General features: G+C 62.0%; 20 protein-coding genes. 17 read left to right on the top strand and 3 right to left on the bottom strand.

All coding sequences use genetic code 11. From position 1 onward, the window contains the following. The first annotated feature begins 13 nt into the window (after positions 1-13). The 3 genes from OA2633_RS04460 to OA2633_RS15750 are packed head-to-tail and all read left to right on the top strand — an operon-like array spanning position 14 to position 2,505. Positions 14-1,006: a nitronate monooxygenase family protein gene (locus OA2633_RS04460; protein WP_009801293.1), complete on the top strand. Its 993-nt coding sequence runs from the start codon at positions 14-16 to the stop codon at positions 1,004-1,006. Between the two features lie 4 nt (positions 1,007-1,010). Beyond that, positions 1,011-1,763, top strand: a complete 753-nt coding sequence (locus OA2633_RS16035; RefSeq protein ID WP_156776106.1) for a hypothetical protein — start codon at positions 1,011-1,013, stop codon at positions 1,761-1,763. A 22-nt stretch (positions 1,764-1,785) separates the two neighbouring features. After that, positions 1,786-2,505, top strand: coding sequence for a pentapeptide repeat-containing protein (locus tag OA2633_RS15750; RefSeq protein WP_206740488.1), 720 nt, complete (start codon positions 1,786-1,788; stop codon positions 2,503-2,505). Here the strand turns inward: OA2633_RS15750 and OA2633_RS15185 are convergent. Further along, positions 2,502-3,143, bottom strand: coding sequence for a TetR/AcrR family transcriptional regulator (locus OA2633_RS15185; RefSeq protein WP_009801291.1), 642 nt, complete (start codon positions 3,141-3,143; stop codon positions 2,502-2,504). The genes OA2633_RS15750 and OA2633_RS15185 overlap by 4 nt on opposite strands. 108 nt (positions 3,144-3,251) lie before the next feature. Here OA2633_RS15185 and OA2633_RS04450 point away from each other — a divergent pair, with 108 nt between their 5' ends. The 3 genes from OA2633_RS04450 (at position 3,252) to OA2633_RS04440 (ending at position 6,684) form a co-directional block, all read left to right on the top strand. After that, positions 3,252-4,784, top strand: a complete 1,533-nt coding sequence (locus tag OA2633_RS04450; protein ID WP_009801290.1) for an amidohydrolase family protein — start codon at positions 3,252-3,254, stop codon at positions 4,782-4,784. Positions 4,785-4,888: 104 nt separating this feature from the next. Continuing rightward, positions 4,889-6,187: a hypothetical protein gene (locus OA2633_RS04445; protein WP_156776103.1), complete on the top strand. Its 1,299-nt coding sequence runs from the start codon at positions 4,889-4,891 to the stop codon at positions 6,185-6,187. Continuing rightward, complete coding sequence (locus tag OA2633_RS04440; RefSeq protein ID WP_009801288.1) at positions 6,184-6,684, top strand: hypothetical protein; 501 nt, start codon at positions 6,184-6,186, stop codon at positions 6,682-6,684. Before OA2633_RS04445 ends, OA2633_RS04440 begins: the two co-directional genes overlap by 4 nt. Positions 6,685-6,736: 52 nt before the next feature. On the opposite strand, the gene ald is transcribed toward OA2633_RS04440, so the two are convergent. Then, complete coding sequence (gene ald / locus OA2633_RS04435) at positions 6,737-7,855, bottom strand: alanine dehydrogenase (protein ID WP_009801287.1); 1,119 nt, start codon at positions 7,853-7,855, stop codon at positions 6,737-6,739. 211 nt (positions 7,856-8,066) lie between these two features. Here ald and OA2633_RS04430 point away from each other — a divergent pair, with 211 nt between their 5' ends. From OA2633_RS04430 to OA2633_RS04400, 7 genes are all read left to right on the top strand, one after another. Then, positions 8,067-8,528, top strand: a complete 462-nt coding sequence (locus OA2633_RS04430) for an Lrp/AsnC family transcriptional regulator (protein ID WP_009801286.1) — start codon at positions 8,067-8,069, stop codon at positions 8,526-8,528. A gap of 55 nt (positions 8,529-8,583) precedes the next feature. Then, a complete protein-coding gene (gene queF / locus OA2633_RS04425; protein ID WP_009801285.1) occupies positions 8,584-9,048 on the top strand; it encodes a preQ(1) synthase in 465 nt (154 codons plus the stop codon). A 186-nt stretch (positions 9,049-9,234) separates the two neighbouring features. Continuing rightward, positions 9,235-10,128 (top strand): alpha/beta fold hydrolase, encoded by an 894-nt coding sequence (locus tag OA2633_RS04420; protein WP_009801284.1) that lies wholly within the window; start codon positions 9,235-9,237, stop codon positions 10,126-10,128. A gap of 2 nt (positions 10,129-10,130) precedes the next feature. Next, positions 10,131-10,523: a hypothetical protein gene (locus OA2633_RS04415; RefSeq protein WP_009801283.1), complete on the top strand. Its 393-nt coding sequence runs from the start codon at positions 10,131-10,133 to the stop codon at positions 10,521-10,523. After that, on the top strand, positions 10,520-10,723 hold the full coding sequence (locus tag OA2633_RS04410) for a helix-turn-helix transcriptional regulator (RefSeq protein ID WP_009801282.1): 204 nt from the start codon (positions 10,520-10,522) through the stop codon (positions 10,721-10,723). The genes OA2633_RS04415 and OA2633_RS04410 overlap by 4 nt, the downstream gene beginning before the upstream one ends. Positions 10,724-10,871: 148 nt before the next feature. Beyond that, entirely contained in the window at positions 10,872-11,381 is a 510-nt protein-coding gene (locus OA2633_RS04405) for a hypothetical protein (RefSeq protein ID WP_009801281.1), read from the top strand. Between the two features lie 71 nt (positions 11,382-11,452). Further along, the gene (locus OA2633_RS04400; RefSeq protein ID WP_009801280.1) at positions 11,453-11,902 is read left to right on the top strand and encodes a hypothetical protein; all 450 of its coding nucleotides are present in this window, start codon (positions 11,453-11,455) and stop codon (positions 11,900-11,902) included. On the opposite strand, the gene OA2633_RS04395 is transcribed toward OA2633_RS04400, so the two are convergent. Beyond that, positions 11,881-12,423, bottom strand: a complete 543-nt coding sequence (locus OA2633_RS04395; RefSeq protein WP_009801279.1) for a TIGR00730 family Rossman fold protein — start codon at positions 12,421-12,423, stop codon at positions 11,881-11,883. The genes OA2633_RS04400 and OA2633_RS04395 overlap by 22 nt on opposite strands. Before the next feature lie 140 nt (positions 12,424-12,563). Here OA2633_RS04395 and OA2633_RS04390 point away from each other — a divergent pair, with 140 nt between their 5' ends. The 4 genes from OA2633_RS04390 (at position 12,564) to OA2633_RS04375 (ending at position 19,153) form a co-directional block, all read left to right on the top strand. Continuing rightward, positions 12,564-13,562: a LysM peptidoglycan-binding domain-containing protein gene (locus OA2633_RS04390; protein ID WP_009801278.1), complete on the top strand. Its 999-nt coding sequence runs from the start codon at positions 12,564-12,566 to the stop codon at positions 13,560-13,562. Positions 13,563-13,612: 50 nt separating this feature from the next. Then, positions 13,613-15,445, top strand: coding sequence for an ABC transporter ATP-binding protein/permease (locus tag OA2633_RS04385; protein ID WP_009801277.1), 1,833 nt, complete (start codon positions 13,613-13,615; stop codon positions 15,443-15,445). 95 nt (positions 15,446-15,540) lie between these two features. After that, positions 15,541-17,742 carry a patatin-like phospholipase family protein gene (locus OA2633_RS04380; protein ID WP_009801276.1) on the top strand — a complete coding sequence of 734 codons (2,202 nt, stop codon included), beginning with the start codon at positions 15,541-15,543 and terminating at the stop codon, positions 17,740-17,742. 127 nt (positions 17,743-17,869) lie between these two features. Next, positions 17,870-19,153 carry an NAD(P)/FAD-dependent oxidoreductase gene (locus OA2633_RS04375; RefSeq protein ID WP_009801275.1) on the top strand — a complete coding sequence of 428 codons (1,284 nt, stop codon included), beginning with the start codon at positions 17,870-17,872 and terminating at the stop codon, positions 19,151-19,153. Positions 19,154-19,220 lie beyond the last annotated feature (67 nt).

Raw genomic sequence — 19,220 nt, 5'->3', positions numbered from 1 at the left:
GCAAAACACTGTTATGCCAACCGCAGGGGAGGAAGCCCGCGTGTCCGAACTCAAATGCCTCAAAGGCAAGCTGCGTCTGCCCGTCATCGGCTCGCCGCTGTTCATCATCTCCAACCCCAAACTGGTCATCGCCCAGTGCAAGGCGGGCATTGTCGGCTCGTTCCCGGCGCTGAATGCGCGCCCGCAGAGCCAGCTTGATGAATGGCTCGACGAGATCACGTCCGAGCTCGACAGCTACAACAAGGCCAATCCGGACGCGCCTGCCGCGCCGTTTGCGGTGAACCAGATCGTGCACCGCTCCAATGACCGGCTCGAGGCCGACCTCGCCACCTGTGAGAAATACAAGGTGCCGCTGGTCATCACCTCGCTGGGCGCCCGCGAAGAGCTGAACCAGGCCGTGCATGGCTGGGGCGGCGAGACGATGCACGACATAATCAACATCAAGTTCGCGCACAAGGCGTTGGAAAAAGGCGCCGATGGCCTGATCCCGGTCTGCGCCGGCGCGGGCGGCCATGCCGGCACCCTGTCGCCCTTTGGTCTCGTCAGCGAGATCCGCGAATTCTTTGACGGCCCGATTGCGCTGTCCGGCTCCATCTCCACCGGCGCCGGCGTCCTCGGAGCCCAGGCGCTGGGCGCGGATTACGCCTATATCGGCTCGGCCTTCATCGCCACCGAAGAGGCGCGCGCCAGCGAGGCCTACAAGCAGTCCATCGTCGACAGCACCGCGGAAGACATCATCTATTCCAACCTCTTCACCGGCGTACACGGCAACTATCTGCGCAAGTCTATCGAGGATGCCGGGCTTGACCCGAACAATCTGCCCGAGAGCGATCCTTCCGCGATGAACTTTGGCTCTGGCGGCAATACCGACGCCAAGGCCTGGAAAGACATCTGGGGTTCCGGTCAGGGCGTGGGCTCGATCAAGAAGGTCCAGAGCGCCGGCGCCTATGTGTCCGAGCTTCAGGCCCAGTACGAAGCCGCCAAGCAGCGCATCTGCAGGAAATAGTTTGATGGTGCATGATTCTGGCTCAAGGCCTGACCGGGTAAAGTTTAATATTGAGAACTATGAGCCGGAATTATGCGACTTGGATGTTGAAGAGACGCAGGGAGGGTCAGATACACTACTGCCCCTAAATGTCAGTCTTACATTCGGTTTTTCCAAAATTCTCTCTGAGAGAGTTGAGGTTACTTTTGGAATTAAAAGGGCCTATGTAAAGATTTGCGTTGAAGGTGGAGAGATAGATAACTCTTCCCGTTTAGCTAATCGGCAAAAGCCCATGCAAGTACAGTATGATTTAAGGCATGAAGCTGAACTTTCTTCAGGAAAAAAAGTTGGTGCTGGTGCTGTGGTTGGAGTTTCAAGTGTGGGAGCAAAGGCAGAGCTGAGAGCTAATGCGGAAAAGGGTGTATTGGCGCGTAAAATTCAGTCTGAAAGTTACGCGTCGATCCACGATAGAGTGTTAGCGCTCCCTAATGGGCGTTGGAAAATACAAGAAATAAGAGGTGGTCTCCTAGAGGGAAAATATCTAGGGGACGATAATATTTGCGACATTATTATAGATAAGAATCAAGGCGATGTTGTAACCGAAATTTGCTTCAGTGTCTCAGATATTATTGTGATAGATTGCTGCGAAATCAATACGGGGCGTTTGCTGCCAAATAAAGATAGGCAAGTTAGGGCTGTAATTGAGGTTTTGCTGAAGAAGGAGATTCAAAAACAGGGGTCAGAATTTATTCTGAGTGATGCTAAATTTGCCAAATAGGATACACATAAACCCGGACTCTTTGGATAGATTTGAGCGTGTCATTGGGATGAGGGGCGCAACTCTGAAGCAGCTTATTGATGTAGCGGAAGTTGATGTTTCTTCTGACCTTGTTGGGGTTGATTTAAGTGGCGTAGATTTTGGTGATTTGGACCTTACTGGATACGATTTAAGTTTTTCAAATTTATCTGAAGCAAACTTATCGGATGTTAAACTTGGCGATGTCCGAATGGAAGTGGCTAGTGTAAGCCAAACAGTATGGCCTGAAAATCTAGGGATTTTGTTTGAAGAAAACTTAATGTATCGTTTGAATTATAATATGGATTATATATTTAATTTGTTCCATGATTCAGATGGTTCTGATTATTTTTTAGATAACTATTATAAGGACTTAGGATTAGCGCTTTTGGGGATTGATTTGAATGAATCGTTTATGAGGTCCGATCTTCTTGTTTCTCGAAGTGTTTTCTCTATTGAGGAAATGGTTGCGTTAGGGTTTCTTTACACTAAGTCTGATTTTCAAAACTCTTTTCATCAATGTTCCTTCCCGAAGTCACGAGTTCGAGGCGTTAGTAAAGAGTATTACGAAGGAATGTTTGGGGACGTACCAAAGTATTATAGTTCTGGTGGGTTCCTATTGACGCTTGGAGAATTGGCCCATCTTTCAAATATGAAGTTGTGCAAAAATGCGAGTGTCTTAAGGGCTAGGTTGTTTGACACTTTAATGAGGCAGTTTTCTTAGCTGCTTCGTTCTGTTTGCTGCCCCTTCACCTCATGCACGCGCATCAGAATGGCGTGGATCATCGCGTCCCGCTCTTCCGGCGTGCGCACGTCGAGCTGCATGGGCGCCGCGGCGCGGCCTGAAATGATCAGCTCGGCGAGGCCATGCACCACCGACCAGGACGTCATCAGCATGGTGGTGCGACGCGCCTCATCCGTTTCATCGGGATAAAGCGCGTTGACCCCGTCCTGGAGCTTGGCGAAGGCGGCGAGCGAGGCCTCGGCGAAGTCGGGATGGCTGCGATCGGGCTTTTCTGACGCGAACATCAGCTGGAACAGCGCCGGATGGGCTTCGGCGAAATCCGCATAGCCCAGACCGAGCGCCACAAACTGTGACACGCGGTCTGGCGCCGCCTGCGCCTGGCGGTGCTCCTGCGCCGCGATCAGGCGTCGATAGCCCTCCGCGCCCAGCGCGCTCAGAAGTCCCGTCATGTCCTTGAAATGGTGCGCCGGGGCGGCATGGCTGACATTGGCGCGCTTGGCCGCGGCGCGGAGCGAGAAGCGTTCCAGCCCGTTTTCCGACAATTCCTCCTCGGCGGCCTTCAGCAGAAGGGCCGGCAGATCGCCTTTATGGTACGGCTGCTTCGCGGTCATCGCCATTTTCGTCACCCGCTTCGATTTCAAACTTGACACTGACAAGATAGCGCGGCTAGCGTATCTTGACAATGTAAAGATACAGGCGTGGTCAGACGCCTTGAGGAGATAGAGATGTTGAAATGGGGCCTTCGAATTCTGGGCGTCTTCGTGTTGCTGAACGTGCTGGGCGCAATTGGCGCCTATGTGATCGACCGCTCGGTCTTTGAGATGTTTGGCGGACGCACGCCGGTCATCGCGCTGCAGCCCTCCGATGAGACGCCTGAACGCTATGTCCTGGCGAATGTGCGTGTGCTGGAGCCGGGCTCGGAGCAGTTCTCGGAGCCCATGGACGTGGTCATCGAGAACGGCGTCATCGCCGATATGGGGCTGGATCTGGCGGCGCGGGCCAATGCCCCGGCCATGGATGGCGAGGGGCGCTATCTGATGCCCGGCCTCACCGATTCCCACGTGCATTTGTGGAACAGCCAGAACGATCTGGCGCTGTATCTCGCCTATGGGGTGACCCAGATCCGTGAAATGCATGGCCAGCCCCATCATCTCGAATGGCGCGATCAGATCAGTGAAGGCGAGCTTCTGGGTCCGGACATCTTCGTGGTGGCGGCGCAAATCGCCACCTATGACTTTGCCGAAGGCTTGTGGCAGTCCCTGACGTCCAAGCGCAATGTCGCCCGCACGCCAGAGGCGGCGGACCAGCTGGTCCGGGAGCTGGCGGCTGACGGCTATGATGCGGTGAAGGCCAGCAGCTATCTCAGCCTGAGCGGATATGAGGCGGTCAGCGCGGCCAGCGAGGACGCCGGCATTCCGCTGGTGGGGCATGTGCCGGTGGCGGCGCGGCTCGATGATCTGTGGGCGTCCAACCAGAGCGAGGTCGCCCATGTGGAGGAGCTGATCAAGGGGCTCGATCGCGACTTTGGCGGTTACGGCGTCAGCAATGCCGGTGAGTATCTCGACTATGTGATGCAGCACCGCGACGCGGTCGCCCAGCACATGATCGACAACGAGATCGTGCTGGCGTCCACGCTGGCGCTGGTCTCAAGCTTCGCCCAGCAGAAGACCGAAACTGAAGCGGCTCTGGAAACAGCGCCGGTGGGGCTGGTCAATCCGGGCGTCGCCGAAGGTCGCGCCATGGGCTGGCTGCCCGATGTGAACATCTATTCGGTGCCTCAGCAGTATCGCAATGACGGCTGGCGCGAGCGTTACGAGACCTATTGGACCACCTATGCCGAGGCGCAACAGCTGATGTTCGAGGCTGTACTGGAAGCGGGCGTGCCCATGGTGGCGGGCACCGACGCCAATGTGCCCCTCATGGCGCCGGGCTATTCCATGCATCAGGAGCTCGAAGCGCTGGTCTATGCCGGGATGACGCCGGCGCAGGCGCTGGAATCGGCGACCGCGACGCCCGGTCGGTTCATGGACTGGAATACGGGACGCGTCCTGCCGGGTTTCCGCGCCAATCTGGTCCTGCTCAACGCCAATCCGCTCGAGGACATTCGCAACACCCGCAGCATCGCGGCCGTGGTCAGTCATGGCGACATCCTGTCCCGTGAGGAACTCGACTCCCTGGTCGATGCGGTCGAGGCCGCCAATGACAGCGCCCGCCATACACCGCTGGCGCCGGAATGGCGGCAGGCGGAGACCCGGTAAGCCGGATCGCTCCGGATCCGGTCTGAATAAGGATATTCAAACCCTGATTGAAACTCCCCTAGGGCGCCGCTAGTGTGAAATTCGCTCTACGGGGGTATCGGGTCTTGGAAGCTCTCTCATTGCTTGTTGGCGCCTGGCTCGCCCTTCAGCCGGCGGAAATCTGGAGCGGGCAGGCGTGTCCGCGATCGGTCACCCCTGAAGAGTTGTCTCTTAAAACCGAGTTCCAGCTCGCCCTGCCGGACACCCAGGCGCAGCTCTGGATCGATGCCTATAGAGGGCGGACCCTCGATCTGGAGCAAGCCGGGGAATTGTTGCTTGCCGCGCCCAGGGAGGCGACCGGGCAGGCCTGTGAGGTTTACCAGTTTCACGCCGTTGGCTTCGAGAATGGCGACCCGCTGTTTGAACTCGTTGACGGCGCCGTGACGCATCCGCCGTTGATCGGATCGTATTCGGGAACGCTCATGGTCTCGGCCCCGCAACTGACCGCGGCGGATCAACAGGCGATCCTGTCCGACGCGGTGTCGAGGATCGAGGCGGGGGTCCCGAGCGCGTCAGGTCTGGCTCTGCTGGTCAGCGTGGATGATCAGCCCGCAAGGCGGTCGGCCGACCTGTCCCGGCGCCTGGCCGGTGAGGTCAGAGTGCCGCGCGAGCCGGTCTCGATGTCCGGCGCGATCCGCCCCGTCCGCACCATCGCTCCCATCAGCGTGCATCTGGAAGTGACCAATCTGGCGGGCAGGGCCTATCCGGTGGGCGACTGGGTTCGGGCCAGGCCCCCGCAAACAGCGCCGATCACACGGCGCTATGTCTGGGAGCCTGTCGAGCCGTCTCTGCCCTATGAGGCGCTGGGACGCAGTTTTGAAGATCCGCTCGATTGCTTTTTCCGGCTCTGGTATCCCGAGCATCCCGACGACCTCATGCAGCCCAGGCGTCCGCAATGGGGCGCGCACCGGGCCGGCAAGTTCTCCGTGCGCGCTGTTCTCTCCAATCTGAGAGCCGAAGTGCGATCCGGTGAAGACGAGGAATGGGAGCAGCTCACGCTTGAGCTTGATCTGTCCGAGCTCAAGGCGCAGCAGGCGGCGGTCAACTATACCGTCTGGATGGAGCGCCAGCCCGGTGATTATGTGGGCGAGGACCTGTTCCTGCTGGGACCGCTGGTGTCGGCTCTGAACCGGTTCGTCCCATCCCCGGAACCTTCGGGTTACACCGCCTATGGCGATGACATGTATCTCAACATCACCCGCTACGCCGAAGCCCTGACGGTCTGTCTGAACAACTTCCTCATCGAGGGGCGCTTCGTGACCGGATGCCCGACGGGAACGCCGCAAAGCGCCAGAAACCCGATGCGTCAGGCCCTTTTGAGCCGGCAATATAATCCACGAACCTGTCGGAGGCTTGCGCCATGAACCCTCTTGCCTGGCTCAGGGTGAGAAAGCACCTGGCCATCATTGTCGGCCTGCTGACGCTCTTCGCCCATCTGGTCGTTTATGGCTGCATCTGGGTCGGGCTGGAGCTGGATGGCGGGATCAGCCGCCATGAGCTGGCCGAAATTCTCATCCCGCTCAGCTCCGGATACGCTGTGGCGGTCATCACCTATGTGGTCATGGACGGCGCACGACCGGCCACGCCAGACGACCTCAAGGATATCCGCAGCGGCATGTTCGTCTTTCTGGCGCTCTCGGGGCCGCTCATGCTGATTCTGGGCATGCTGGGGTTCACCCTGCTGATCAATTCCGGCGCGATCTACACCGGTCTGCCTGTTGCTGATCGCTCACCGGATGGCGCCCGGAACGTTCTCGCCGGGCTCGCCGCGGCTACAGCGGCGCTTCAGGGCTTGTTCGTTCCCGCTCTGTTTGGCGCCCATCCCGGACACGCAAAATCTGACGCACCCGAGCCCGAATAGAAAAACCCCGGCTCGCCGAGCCGGGGTTTCAGGGGTCGCGCTGCAAGAGGAGTTACAGCACGGTCAGCCAGTCCGGCTTCACGCAGGGCACGCCCAGATCGTCAGCCGCGTCCCTGAAGGTGACTTCACCCTCGGCGACGTTCAGGCCGCGCGCCAGATGGATGTCGTCATTCAGGGCCTTCTTCGCGCCCTTGTTGGCCAGCGCGATCGTGAAGGGCAGGGTGGCGTTGGTCAGCGCCAGGGTCGAGGTGCGCGCCACGGCGCCCGGCATGTTCGCCACGCAATAGTGCACGATGCCGTCGACCACATAGGTCGGATCCTGGTGCGTGGTGGCGTGGGAGGTTTCAAAGCAGCCGCCCTGGTCGATGGCGATATCCACCAGCACTGCGCCTTCCTTCATGGTGCCCAGCATGTCGCGGGTGACCAGTTTGGGCGCGGCTGCGCCCGGCACGAGAACGGCGCCGATGACGAGATCGGCTTCGGCGATTTCCTCGGCGATGGCGCCCTGGGTGGAGAAGCGGGTCTTCACCTGACCGCGGAAGAACTGATCGGTTTCGGCAAGCTTGGGCAGCGAGCGATCGAGCACCGTCACGTCCGCGCGCAGGCCGAGCGCCATTTCCGCTGCGTGAGAACCGGACACGCCCGCGCCCAGGATCACGACCTTGGCCGGGGTCACGCCCGGCACGCCGCCCATGAGAACGCCGCGACCGCCCGCAGCCTTGTGCAGCGCGTTGGCGCCCACATGCACCGACATGCGGCCTGCAACCTCCGACATCGGGCGCAGCAGCGGCAAGCGGCCATTGGCGTCGGTCACCGTCTCGTAGGCGATGGCGATGCAGCCCGATTTGCGCAGGCCCTCGACCTGTTTGGGATCGGGCGCGATGTGCAGATAGGTGAACAGGGTGTGGTGCGGCTTCAGCATCGCCGTTTCAGACGGCTGGGGCTCTTTCACCTTCACGATCAGCTCGGCGGTGTCGAAGACCGACTGGGCGTCCGCCAGGATCTGGGCGCCCGCCTCGACATATTCTTCGTTGGAGAAGCCCGCGCCATTGCCGGCGCCGTCCTGCATGTAGACCTCATGGCCATGCGCAATCAGCTCGCGCGCGCCATTGGGGGTCAGGCCGACCCGATATTCATGGTTCTTGATCTCGGTCGGAACGCCAATGCGCATCAATCCGCCTCCCGGCTGGTCGAGACTCGAAAGGGGAGGTCTCGACGGTGTGATTTTGCGCGGAAAATAGGGATTGTGTGCAGCATCCTGCAAGTAAATTTGTGTTGTTCGAATTATTTTGCGTTATGCTGTCATAAAGCGCCATGATGCGCTGCGTCATTGCATGTGTTCAGTCGGAAAGCGCGAGAAGCTTCGACAGTCTGGAGGGGGCATGAAACTCGATGATATCGATGCGGCGATACTCGGCGCGCTTCAGGGCGATGGCCGGCTGACCAACGCTGACCTCGCCGAGCGGGTCGGCTTGTCGCCCTCGGCCTGCCATCGCCGGGTGAAGACCCTCGAGAGCGAAGGCGTGATCGCGGGCTATACAGCGCTGCTGAACGCCAATCAGGTGGGGCGTGGGCTGACTGTCATTGTTCTGGTGACGCTGGAAAACCAGAAACGCGAGACCATGGAGGCGTTCGAGACCGCCGTGACCGGGATCGAGCATGTGAGCGATTGTTATCTGACCACCGGGGCCGAGGACTATTTTCTCCAGCTGCAGGTGCGCGATGCGCGCGATTATGAGCGGGTGCACCGCGAGCGCCTGTCCGGTCTTCCGGGCGTGGCGCGGCTGGTCTCCAACATCGCCATGCGCACCGTCTTCTCCCGCCGCGCGATGAGCGTTCAATAACGCGTGAGGCGTTCGCCCATTGCCGCCGGAGCGCTTCGGCGCTAAATGCGCGCCCATGACCGATGAACGCTATTCCAAGCTGGACATGCTGGGGTCGGACGCGAGAGCGGCCGACACCCCTGAAGAGGCGCGTCTCGAGCGGGTGGAGAACCCCACGCCGAACGCCGACTACATGATCCGCTTCGCCTGTCCGGAATTCACCTCAATCTGTCCGGTGACCGGACAGCCCGATTTCGCCCATCTCGTGATCGACTATGCGCCGTCCAAATGGATCGTGGAGAGCAAGTCGCTGAAGCTCTATCTGCAGAGCTTCCGCAATCACGGCGCCTTCCATGAAGCCTGCACGACCATGATCGGGCAGCGCCTGGTGGATGAGCTCGATCCCAAATGGCTGCGCATTGGCGGCTATTGGTATCCGCGCGGCGGCATTCCGATCGATGTGTTCGCCCAATGGGGCGAGGCGCCCAAGGGCCTGTGGATCCCCGATCAGGGCGTGCCATCCTATCGTGGTCGCGGCTAATACGCTTTTCTAGTTGAGCTTTTCAGCCCTTCCGGCGCTCGCCGTGAGGGCTTTTTCTGTGTGTTATACAAGGGCAAACCCGACAAAAAGACAAGTAGGTCAGTATTTTTGTCAGGTGTAGTTGACATGCTCCGTCGGTGTCAGGTATACATGACATATCGTCAGCTAGTCCTGAAAGGACGCATCATGTGTTCGAAAAACTCCAATCGCATCGGCGCCTTTGTCGCCATCGCTGTCGGCGTCGCCGTGGCGATCATTTCCGCCAATCAGGCCCGCGCTGAAGACCGGGTCGTGGTTGAGCGCTCGGGCGCCGAACAGGGCGCGAGCGTGGTCTACATTCCCGGCCTCGCCACGCCGGGCGCTGTTTACGGCCCCACGGTCGAGCGTCACTCGGACTGGGACAATCATGTGGTGACGCTGAAAGGGTTCGGCGGCGACACTCAGGCGCCGGAAGAACTGGACAATGTGGTGGAGGGCGCCGCGCTCGACATCGCTGCGTATCTGGAATCGGAAAACCTGCAAGATGTGGTGCTGGTGGGCCATTCCATGGGCGCACAGGTGGCGCTGCTGACCGCGGGCGCCGCTGCAGACCGGGTGTCTCATGTGGTGGTCGTGGATTCCGCCCCCTTCTTCGCAGGGCTGATGCAGCCGGGCGTAACCCCGGACATGATGGCGCCGCAAGCCGCCGCGATGCGCCAGCAGATGAGCGCCATGCCGCGTGACGCCTATCTCGGGATGATGGCGCAGGGGCTGCGCGTTCAATCGATGACCCAGGACGGTCAGGCGCAGGTGTTGCGCTGGATCGAAGGCGCGGACCAGGCGACTGTCGCAACCGCGACCGCAGAGCTGATGTCCACCGATTTTGCGCCCTGGCTGGCCGAGGTCGAAGCGCCGGTCACCCTGCTCTATGCCGAGTTCCCTGAAATGGCGCCCGAGCAGATCCGCTCCATGTTCGTCCGTCAGTATGAGGGCAAGGTCGATCTTGAAGCGCGCGGTGTCGCCGACTCACGCCATTTCATCATGCTCGACCAGCCTGAAAGCTTCTATGCTGAAATCGAACGTGTCGTGGAAGGAGACTGAGCATGACCATGACCCCGGCCGCAAAGACCTATCTGCGACGCATGCTGATCGTGATGGGCGCCTATATGGTCCTGCTGTTCGGCGCCGTCTGGGCTGACAACCAGCTCGATCTCGCCCAGCCTGTCCGCATCATTCTCAGCCTCCTGCCTGTCCTGCCGGTGATCGCCTGCATCGGAACCATCATCGCCTTCGTGCGCGCCATGGATGAAGTGCAGGCCCGCATCGTGCTGGAATCCACCCTGATCGGCGCCATCGTGGTCGCAGTTGCCAGCTTCACCTACGGCATGTTGCGCGGGGTGACCGATTGGCCGGGCATTTACGAAGTCTGGTATCTGCCCGCCTTCATCGCCGTATCGGGCATCGCGCAGATCTTCGTGAAAAGGCGCTACCAGTGAAGAACCGTATCCGAGTGCTTCGCGCGGAGCGGCGCTGGTCCCAAGCGGACCTCGGGGAACGGGTGGGGGTTTCTCGCCAGGCGATCAATGCGGTGGAGACTTCCAAGCACGACCCGTCACTCTCGCTGGCCTTCAAGATCGCCGAGGCCTTCGAGGCGAAGATCGAAGACGTTTTCGATCCACACGGCGAGCCGGATTGACCCTCGCCTTGATCCTGCCTTGTCCCTGAATGGCCCGTTCAGCTCAATCAATTGAAGCTGAACGGGCTTTTCCGTTCCGGTTCAGCTCAAGCCTGCCAGTCTCTCCTTGTCACGGACGCTGATGTCCTAACCCCAAGGGAGACCCTTCATGCTTAAACGCTCGCTTCTCGCCGCAAGTCTCGGCCTGGCCGTCCTCGCGCTGGCGCCGACCGCGCACGCCCAGTCGCGCAATTCCATCGAGATCCGCCAGTCGGGCTACGCCAACGAGCTGGCCGCCCGCGTGGACGGTCATCGCAATCGGCTCAGCCTCGAGCAGCGCGGCGTCCGCCAGTTCATCTCGACCCTGCAGGACGGCACACGCAACGGCGCCCAGGTGTCTCAGGAGGGCGGCGACAATCAGGCCGGCCTCAGTCAGCAGGGGCGTCGCAACCGCGTTGTGATTGGTCAGGAAGGCTGGCTCAACGACGCCTTCAGCTCCCAGTCCGGCTACGGCAATGTCGTGGGCGTCGCCCAGATCGGTGAAGGTCATCAGGCGATCACCCATCAGGAAGGCTCCAACAATGCGCTGGGCGTCATCCAGATCGGCCGCGGCCAGTTCACCGATGTGCATCAGAGCGGTTCGGGCAATGTGACCCTGGTCATCCAGGGCGGATTCTAGATTTGAGGATCGGTGCGTGAAGCGGTCGGCGCGCTGCGTCGACCGCCACGCCTGAACAGGAGGATGACACCATGCTCATCATACCCCTTCTTCTGGGACTGACGGGCTCTCTGGGACTGGCCGCCGCGTGCGCGCACGCCCAGCCGGACCGCCCTGTCGAGGCGCTGGAGCCGATGCCGCTATGCCAGCTCAGCCTGGTGCAAGCGCCGTACGGACGCGAACTGGTGGCGGAGGCCGCGCCGGGCCTGTCCGGTTTCTGGACGCTCGAGGCTGGCGGTCCGTCCATGATGATGCAGCAGTCCGGCGATCTTCGTGATCGCCCGGAGAGGGCGACAGATCTGGCGCGCCTACAGCTCGCCACCGCTTCAGGGCCCGCCCCCGGGCTGGACGGTTTGCGGCCTGGCCAGACCATCGTTGGCGGATCGGGTCAGGGTCTGGTCTTCGCCACGCTGCGTCTTGAGAACGCCAGCGGTGAGCTGATCTGCTTCGCAGAGCTGGGTCAGGAGGCCCATTCCGATTGAAGCCGCTCAATGGCGGCGCCGGCTTCGGGATGAAAGCTGATGGTCCGGATCACATCATCCTGAGCGAAGCCGGCGTCGACCACGCGAAGCAGCAGGGTTTCAAGCGGTCCCCAGAAATCGGCGTCCACGAAGGCGGCGGGTTTCTGGTGACGGCCGAGCTGGCGCAGCATGATCATGTCGAAGATCTCTTCGAGCGTGCCAGCGCCGCCTGGCAGCACCAGGAAGCCGTCAGCCTCCTCGACCATGATGGCCTTGCGGGAGGCGAGGGTGGCGGTGATGCGCGGTTCGACGCCGTCCTGAAGGCCTTCCAGGGGAATGAGGAATTCCGGGATCACGCCCAGAACCTCGCCGCCTTCATCCAGAGCCGCGCGGGCCATGCGGCCCATCAGTCCGGCTTCCGCGCCGCCATAGACCAGTCGGAGCCCCTTGCGGGCGAGTTCGCGGCCTGTGTCTTCAGCCAGTTTCGCAAACCGGGCGTCGCTGCCGTCGCTGGACCCGCAAAATACGCAGATGCTCCGCATTTTCGCCTCACAAATTTTCGATAAAGTCTGCAAACGCGGATTGAAACGTACAGACGAGACGTCCAGCATTACCAAGATGGCGCATCCGGCGCGAGGCTTGCATAGCAGTGCCGACCCGTCAGAACGTGAGGAGCACGCTCATGGCCGCAACGCGGTCCTTTCTGATTGCAACAGCCCTTCTGATCATCGCCGTCGCCGCGGCGGCGGTCTTCATCGTCATGCGTCCAGGGCCTGGCGTGATCAGCACGCCGGAGACGCCGGCGGTGACGGACTCGTCTGATGCCCAGGCTCAATCCAGCCAGGAAGCGTCAGCCCTGATCCCGCCCACCTTCGATATTGTGCGCGTGGATCCGCGCGGCACCGCGGTCGTCGCTGGCCGGGGCGCGCCGGGCTCACAGGTCGTGCTGATGGTGGGCGAAGAGGAGATTGCGCGGGTCGCCATCGATAATGCGGGCGAATGGGTGATGATCGTGGACCGTCCGCTGCCGGCCGGTTCGGTGGAATTGTCGCTTCTGATGATTACGCCCGCCGGACAGGAAATCCGCTCCGATCAGGTCGTGGTCGTCTCCGTGCCCGAGGGCCGGGACGAGACCCCGCTTGTGGTGCTGGGCCGTCCGGGTGAAGCCAGTCGCGTGCTGCAGGGCCCGTTCGACGGTTTGACGGTCGGACCGCTGTCACTGTCCACGGTGGATTATGACGAAAGCGGCGCCGTGATTTTCGCCGGCCGCGCCGAGCCGGGGGCGGATGTGCGCGTTCTGGCCGATGGCGAAGTGGTGGGCCGCACCACCACCGATGACGCCGGGCGCTGGGTGATCCGCGCCGGATCGGCGTTCGCGCCGGGCGTCTATGATCTGCAGGTGGACCAGCTGGACGCCGATGGCCGGGTGACCGCCGTCATCGTTCTGCCTTTCGAACGCGCTGAGCCCGAAGCCGCGCGCGCCGCTCAGCAATCGGGCCGCGTCATTGTCCAGCCCGGCAATTCGCTCTGGCGGATCGCCCGTCGTCTCTATGGCGAGGGCTTGCAATACACCGTGATCTACGAGGCCAATCGCGACCAGATCCGCGACCCGGACCTGATCTATCCCGGCCAGGTGTTCAACGCCCCGGATGAACAGTCTGACGACGAACCCCAGCAATAAGCGCCGGGGCGGCATGGCGCCGCCCCGTCCTTCGCCCTAAATAGGGCTCCATGCGACATCATGATTCCGCCAATCCCACAGAAGGCCCTGCACCCGAAGGGCGTCTGGGGGAGGCCATTTCACGCCTGCTCGCCATTCTGGCGTCGGACGACATGCGGCGCTGGCGCCCGCGCATGGCGATCGCCTTCCTGATCACGCTCGCCTCCAAGGGCTTCGCCGTCGCCTCGCCGATCGCGTTTGGCGAGGGCGTGAACGTGCTGACCCGCGGGGTCTCAAACGGCGCGATGGCGAGCGGCCTGTTCTGGTCCGCAGCGATCATGTTTCTCGCCTACGGTTTGCTGCGCTTCGCCTCCACGGGCGCGCCGCAATTGCGCGACGCCATCTTTGCGCCGGTCTCCCAGGACGCTCAGCGTCTGACCGCCGTGCAGGGGTTTGCGCATGTGCAGACCCTGTCGCTGAGCTTTCACCAGACCAAGCGCACTGGCGCGATGAACCGCATCATTGATCGCGGCGCAAACGCCGTCGATTTCCTGCTGCGCTTTCTGGTCTTCAACATCCTGCCCGCACTGGTCGAGCTGTCACTCGCCGCCATCGTCGCGGCCGTGCTCTATGGCTGGGCGTTCTCGGTGATCATCGTGGTGGCGGTGATCGCCTATGCGGTCATCACCGGTTTGATGACAGAATGGCGGGTGAAGCTGCGTCGCCAGATGAACGAGGCGGACACCGAGGTGAACGCCCGCGCCGTCGATACCCTGACCAATTTCGAGACGGTGAAGGCGTTTGCCGCCGAGCAGCGCGAAGCGGATCGTTTTGATACAGCGAAAAAGCGCTATGCCGAGGCGGCGTCCAAGTCCCAGCAAAGTCTTGCCGGACTGAATGCGGCTCAGGCCGCGATCATGAATGGCGGTTTGCTGGCGGTGGCGCTGACGGGCGCCTACAAGGTGCTCAATGGTCAGCTGGAAGCGGGCGATGTGGCGGCTCTGACGCTGATGCTGATGAATGTATACCAGCCGCTGAACATCCTGGGCTGGGCCTATCGCGAGATCAAACAGGCGAGCGTGGACCTCGAACGCCTGTTCCAGACCCTGAAGCTCAAGCCTGAAGTCGCCGACAAGCCTGATGCACCTGCGCTCGTCCTGAAGGGCGGCGGGGTCAGGTTCGAGGGCGTCAGCTTCGCCCATGACGGGCGCGATCGGTCTGTCTCCGAGGTGAGCTTCGAGATCGCGCCGGGCAGCTTTGTCGGACTTGCTGGTCCTTCCGGAGCGGGCAAGTCCACGCTTCTGCGCCTCCTGTTCCGCTTCTATGACCCGGATGAAGGCCGGGTGCTGATCGACGGTCAGGACATTGCCGGCGTCACCCAGTCGAGCCTGCGTAACGCCTTGGGGCTGGTGCCGCAGGATGTGGTCCTGTTCAACGACACCCTGCGCGAGAACATCCTGTATGGTCATCCCGAAGCGGATGAGGACGCGCTCTGGGATGCGGTCGAGCGGGCGCGGCTGGGCGATTTCGTCCGCTCCTTGCCCAAGGGTCTTGAGACCCGGGTCGGTGAGCGGGGGCTGAAGCTTTCCGGCGGCGAGAAGCAGCGGGTGGGCGTCGCCCGGGCGATCCTGAAGAACCCGCCCATTCTCATTCTCGATGAAGCCACATCGGCGCTGGATTCCGAGACCGAGAGCGAGGTTCAGGCCGCCCTGGCCGAGGCCGCGCGCGGGCGCACCACCATTGCGGTGGCGCATCGCCTGTCCACCATCGCCAAGGCGGACCAGATCATCGTTCTGGAAGACGGTCATGTTGCAGAGCAGGGCGATCATGCCGCCCTGCTTGGCCGTGAGGGGCGCTACGCCGCTATGTGGCGACGTCAGGCGGAGGCAGGCGAGCTGGCGTGATTCGCCTGTTTTCCGGCAGGCCGCTTTTTCGCCGGATTCGTGCATAAGAACCTGCCCGGCCTGTCGGGACGCAGGCCGAGGCGGGGACGCACACCATGAGTTTATCTTTCTTCAGGGCCGCTCTGAGCGGTCTGTTGCTGGCGACATCTTTCACCATGTCCGCCCAGGCTTGCGATTTTGATGATGCCGACGGGCCGGATGTGGCGCTGGTGCTCAGCGGCGGCGGAGCGCTGGCCAGCACCCAGATCGGCGCCCTGAAGGTGATCGAGGAGCTTGGCGTGCCGGTTCACTGCGTGGTCGGCACCTCCATGGGGGCGGTCGTCGGTGGTCTGTACGCCTCCGGATATTCAGCCGCCGAAATCGCGGACATCTTCGTTTATACCGACTGGGCCGAGGTGCTCGGCGGACGCCCGCCGCGTGAGGACCAGTCCTATCTGCAGTCTGAACGCTCGGCGGACTATCTGACCGGCGCGCTGATCGGGCTGGGCGATGACGGCATCCGATTGCCCGGCGGCATACGCTCCATGCGGGGGCTACGCCGCCATTTCCGGCAACTGACCTTCCACGTGCCGCTGGATGCCGACTTCGATGCGCTCGCCGTGCCTTATCGGGCCGTGGTGACGGATTTCGCGACTGGTGACCCGGTGGCGCTGTCCTCGGGCGATCTCGTGCAGGCCATGCTCGCCAGCATGGCCGTGCCGGGCGCCTTTCAGCCGCGTGAGATCGATGGTGCGCTGTATGTGGATGGCGGTATGGCCGCGCAATTGCCCGTGCAGATGGCTCAGGCGATGGGCGCGGACATCATCATCGCGATCGACACCACGGTCGAACCGCCAGCGCCCACGGCCTCCCCGTCCATGGCGGACACACTGCAACAGCTGATCCGCGTCTCGGTCTGGCGCAATCGGCAGGAGGATGTGGCGCGCCTGGACGGCGATGACCTGCTGCTGTCGCCCTCCCTTGAGGGCTTGAGCACCACCACGTTCGAGCGCGCATCTCGTGGCGTGGCGGCCGGCGAGCAGGAAGCCCGGCGCCATGAGACCCGGCTGCGCGCCATAGCGGATCTGGCGGCGCCCCGCCGGACCAGGGACATCGCGCGCACCCATCCCGCCCAGATGGCGGATGCGGAGTTGCGGGTGATCAATAACACGCCTCTGAACGACACGCTGCTGAGCGCGCGCGCCAATGTGCGCCCGGCGCTGGAGGATGACGAGGCTCTGCTGTCGCGGCGTCTGAATGCCCTGACGGCGTTCGGTGCGCTGGGAGAGGCGGATCTGGCGCAGGACGGGCAGGGGCTCGTCCTGATGGTGGATGAGCGTGATATCGGGCGCTCCCAGCTCGAGGGCGGCGTGCGCCTGTCCAATACGTTTGCAGGAGATTCCACCTTCTCGGTGCTGGCGCGCTATTCGCGACGCCCCTTTTCCCATCATGGAGGCGATTTCAGCCTGTCGCTTGAGCTCGGCACGACCAACGGGCTTGAAGCCGTGCTTCAGCAGCCTTTCGGCGCAGCCGGGCGCTATTTCTACGAGCCGAGCCTTTATTATGAAGGCGAGCAGATCCCGCTCAATATCGGGGATCTGCGCGTCGCCGAGTTCTGGGATCAGAAGGCCGGGGCTCGCCTGCGTTTCGGGCGCGAGCTGGGAGATTGGGGGGTGGTCTATGCGGGCGGCGAGATGCGGCGAGGACGCACGGAAAGCAAGGTGTCCCTGCTCGGCGAGCTCGATCCTCTGGTCTACACCCTGGCCGGTTTCGGAGGCGGGGTGCGCGTGGATACGCTGGATCATGTGAGCTGGCCGACGCACGGCATGGCGCTGAGCGGTGAGGCGTTCCAGCTTTACAGCATCGGGGATGAGGGCTCGGACACCGTCCAGCTTCAGGCCTCCGCTCTGCGCGCTTTCTCACTGGGTCAGAGCCATCTTCTGGCCAGCGTGCGCGCCGGCGAGGTTCGCAACGCGAATGACGATCCCATAGACCTGATCACGCTGGGAGGCTTCCGGTCCCTCTCCGCCTATGCCCAGAACGCCATTCCGACCAACGGCTATGTCTATGGGTCGCTCGAGGCGTATCAGCGTCTCGACCGGACGGGCGCCGTCTTCAACATGCCAGTCTATGTGGGCGTCCTTCTGGAGGCGGCCCATGTGGAGCTGGACATTTTGGGGCCGGGTGAGGCCGGCGCGACCTATTCCGGCGCAGTCTATCTGGGGCTCGACACCGTCTTGGGGCCGGTGATCCTGGGCGGCGGCGTGGGAGAGGAGGGAGCAGGCGGCGTCTTCCTGCATGTGGGCGGCTCCTTCTAACCCTATACACTTTCGATAATTGATATGCGACGATCTGCCTAATGGCGCTGCCGGACCACGAGGTCGATGCTTTCCCAAAACAGATGCGCCTTCATCAGGAAGCGACGCAGGGATCGGGAGGCATGATATGGCGGATATCGTAATTCTGGGCGCCGGACTGGGCGGTTTGCCCATGGCGTTCGAAGCGCGCGAACAGATGCGCAAGTCGGACACCATCACGGTGATCAGCGATTCATCGACCTTTCACTTCACCCCCTCCAACCCCTGGGTGGCGGTGGGCTGGCGCGAGGCCGAGCAGATCAAGATCGAGTTGGGCCCCTTGCTGAAAAAGCGCGGCATCGCGTTCATCCATTCCGCCGCCAGCAAGGTCCATCCCGAGCGCAATGAAATCGCCCTGAGCAATGGCGAGAGCGTGCATTACGACTATCTGGTCATCGCCACCGGACCCAAGCTGGATTTCGACGCCATTGAAGGGCTTGGGCCCCATGGCGGCCACACCCAGTCGGTCTGCCATGTGAACCATGCCGAGACGGCCTATGAAGATTGGCAAAGGCTGGTCGAAGACCCCGGACCGGTGATTGTCGGCGCCGTCCAGGGCGCGTCCTGCTTCGGTCCGGCCTACGAGCATGTCTTCACGCTGGAAACCGATCTGCGGCGCAAGAAGATCCGCGATCAGGTGCCCATGACCTTCGTGACCTCGGAACCCTATATCGGCCATCTGGGCCTGGACGGGGTCGGTGACACCAAGGGGCTGCTGGAGCATGAGCTTCGCCAGCGGTCGATCCGGTTCATCACCTCCGCTCGCATCACCAAAGTGGAGGCGGGGCTGATGCATGTGGAGGAGGTTGGCCGCAAGGGCGAGGTTGTCGAGACACACGCGCTGCCCTTCAAGCATTCCATGGTGCTGCCCGCCTTCAAGGGCGTGGATGCGGTCTTCGGCGTCGAGGGGCTGGTGAACGAGAAGGGTTTCGTGCTGGTGGATCGCCATCAGCAGAACCCAAACTGGCCGAACATCTTCTCGGTCGGGGTCTGCGTCGCGATCCCGCCGGTGGCGAGCTATCCGGTGCCAGTCGGCGTGCCGAAGACCGGTTTCATGATCGAATCCATGGTGCGCGCCGCCGCGCAGAATATCCGCGCCCTGATTGACGGGCGTCCGATGAAGCATGAATCCACCTGGAACGCGGTCTGCATCGCGGACTTCGGCGATGGCGGAGTCGCCTTCGTCGCCATGCCGCAAATCCCGCCGCGCAATGTGAACTGGGCCATGGAAGGGCGCTGGGTGCACATGGCGAAAGCGGCGTTCGAAGGCTATTTCATGGGCAAGATGCGTCGCGGGGTCAGCGAACCCTTCTATGAGCGCATGATGCTGGACATGCTGGGCATCACCAAGGTGCGCGACAGTCAGGCCTGACGGCGGACAAGAAAAACCCCGGCGTGGGGGACGCCGGGGCTTCTCGCCTGACGACTGGGGCGAACCT

Source organism: Oceanicaulis sp. HTCC2633, assembly GCF_000152745.1.
Classification (GTDB): Bacteria; Pseudomonadota; Alphaproteobacteria; order Caulobacterales; family Maricaulaceae; genus Oceanicaulis.
This window is presented reverse-complemented; position numbering and strand designations above follow the sequence as displayed.

Bases quoted from the DNA above. Each gene is read 5' to 3' on its own strand.
- OA2633_RS04460 (WP_009801293.1), top strand. From the start codon at position 14: ATGCCAACCGCAGGGGAGGAAGCCCGCGTGTCCGAACTCAAATGCCTC.
- OA2633_RS16035 (WP_156776106.1), top strand. From the start codon at position 1,011: ATGGTGCATGATTCTGGCTCAAGGCCTGACCGGGTAAAGTTTAATATT.
- OA2633_RS15185 (WP_009801291.1), bottom strand. From the start codon at position 3,143: ATGGCGATGACCGCGAAGCAGCCGTACCATAAAGGCGATCTGCCGGCC.
- OA2633_RS04450 (WP_009801290.1), top strand. From the start codon at position 3,252: ATGTTGAAATGGGGCCTTCGAATTCTGGGCGTCTTCGTGTTGCTGAAC.
- OA2633_RS04440 (WP_009801288.1), top strand. From the start codon at position 6,184: ATGAACCCTCTTGCCTGGCTCAGGGTGAGAAAGCACCTGGCCATCATT.
- ald (WP_009801287.1), bottom strand. From the start codon at position 7,855: ATGCGCATTGGCGTTCCGACCGAGATCAAGAACCATGAATATCGGGTC.
- OA2633_RS04430 (WP_009801286.1), top strand. From the start codon at position 8,067: ATGAAACTCGATGATATCGATGCGGCGATACTCGGCGCGCTTCAGGGC.
- queF (WP_009801285.1), top strand. From the start codon at position 8,584: ATGACCGATGAACGCTATTCCAAGCTGGACATGCTGGGGTCGGACGCG.
- OA2633_RS04420 (WP_009801284.1), top strand. From the start codon at position 9,235: ATGTGTTCGAAAAACTCCAATCGCATCGGCGCCTTTGTCGCCATCGCT.
- OA2633_RS04415 (WP_009801283.1), top strand. From the start codon at position 10,131: ATGACCATGACCCCGGCCGCAAAGACCTATCTGCGACGCATGCTGATC.
- OA2633_RS04405 (WP_009801281.1), top strand. From the start codon at position 10,872: ATGCTTAAACGCTCGCTTCTCGCCGCAAGTCTCGGCCTGGCCGTCCTC.
- OA2633_RS04400 (WP_009801280.1), top strand. From the start codon at position 11,453: ATGCTCATCATACCCCTTCTTCTGGGACTGACGGGCTCTCTGGGACTG.
- OA2633_RS04395 (WP_009801279.1), bottom strand. From the start codon at position 12,423: ATGCGGAGCATCTGCGTATTTTGCGGGTCCAGCGACGGCAGCGACGCC.
- OA2633_RS04390 (WP_009801278.1), top strand. From the start codon at position 12,564: ATGGCCGCAACGCGGTCCTTTCTGATTGCAACAGCCCTTCTGATCATC.
- OA2633_RS04385 (WP_009801277.1), top strand. From the start codon at position 13,613: ATGCGACATCATGATTCCGCCAATCCCACAGAAGGCCCTGCACCCGAA.
- OA2633_RS04380 (WP_009801276.1), top strand. From the start codon at position 15,541: ATGAGTTTATCTTTCTTCAGGGCCGCTCTGAGCGGTCTGTTGCTGGCG.
- OA2633_RS04375 (WP_009801275.1), top strand. From the start codon at position 17,870: ATGGCGGATATCGTAATTCTGGGCGCCGGACTGGGCGGTTTGCCCATG.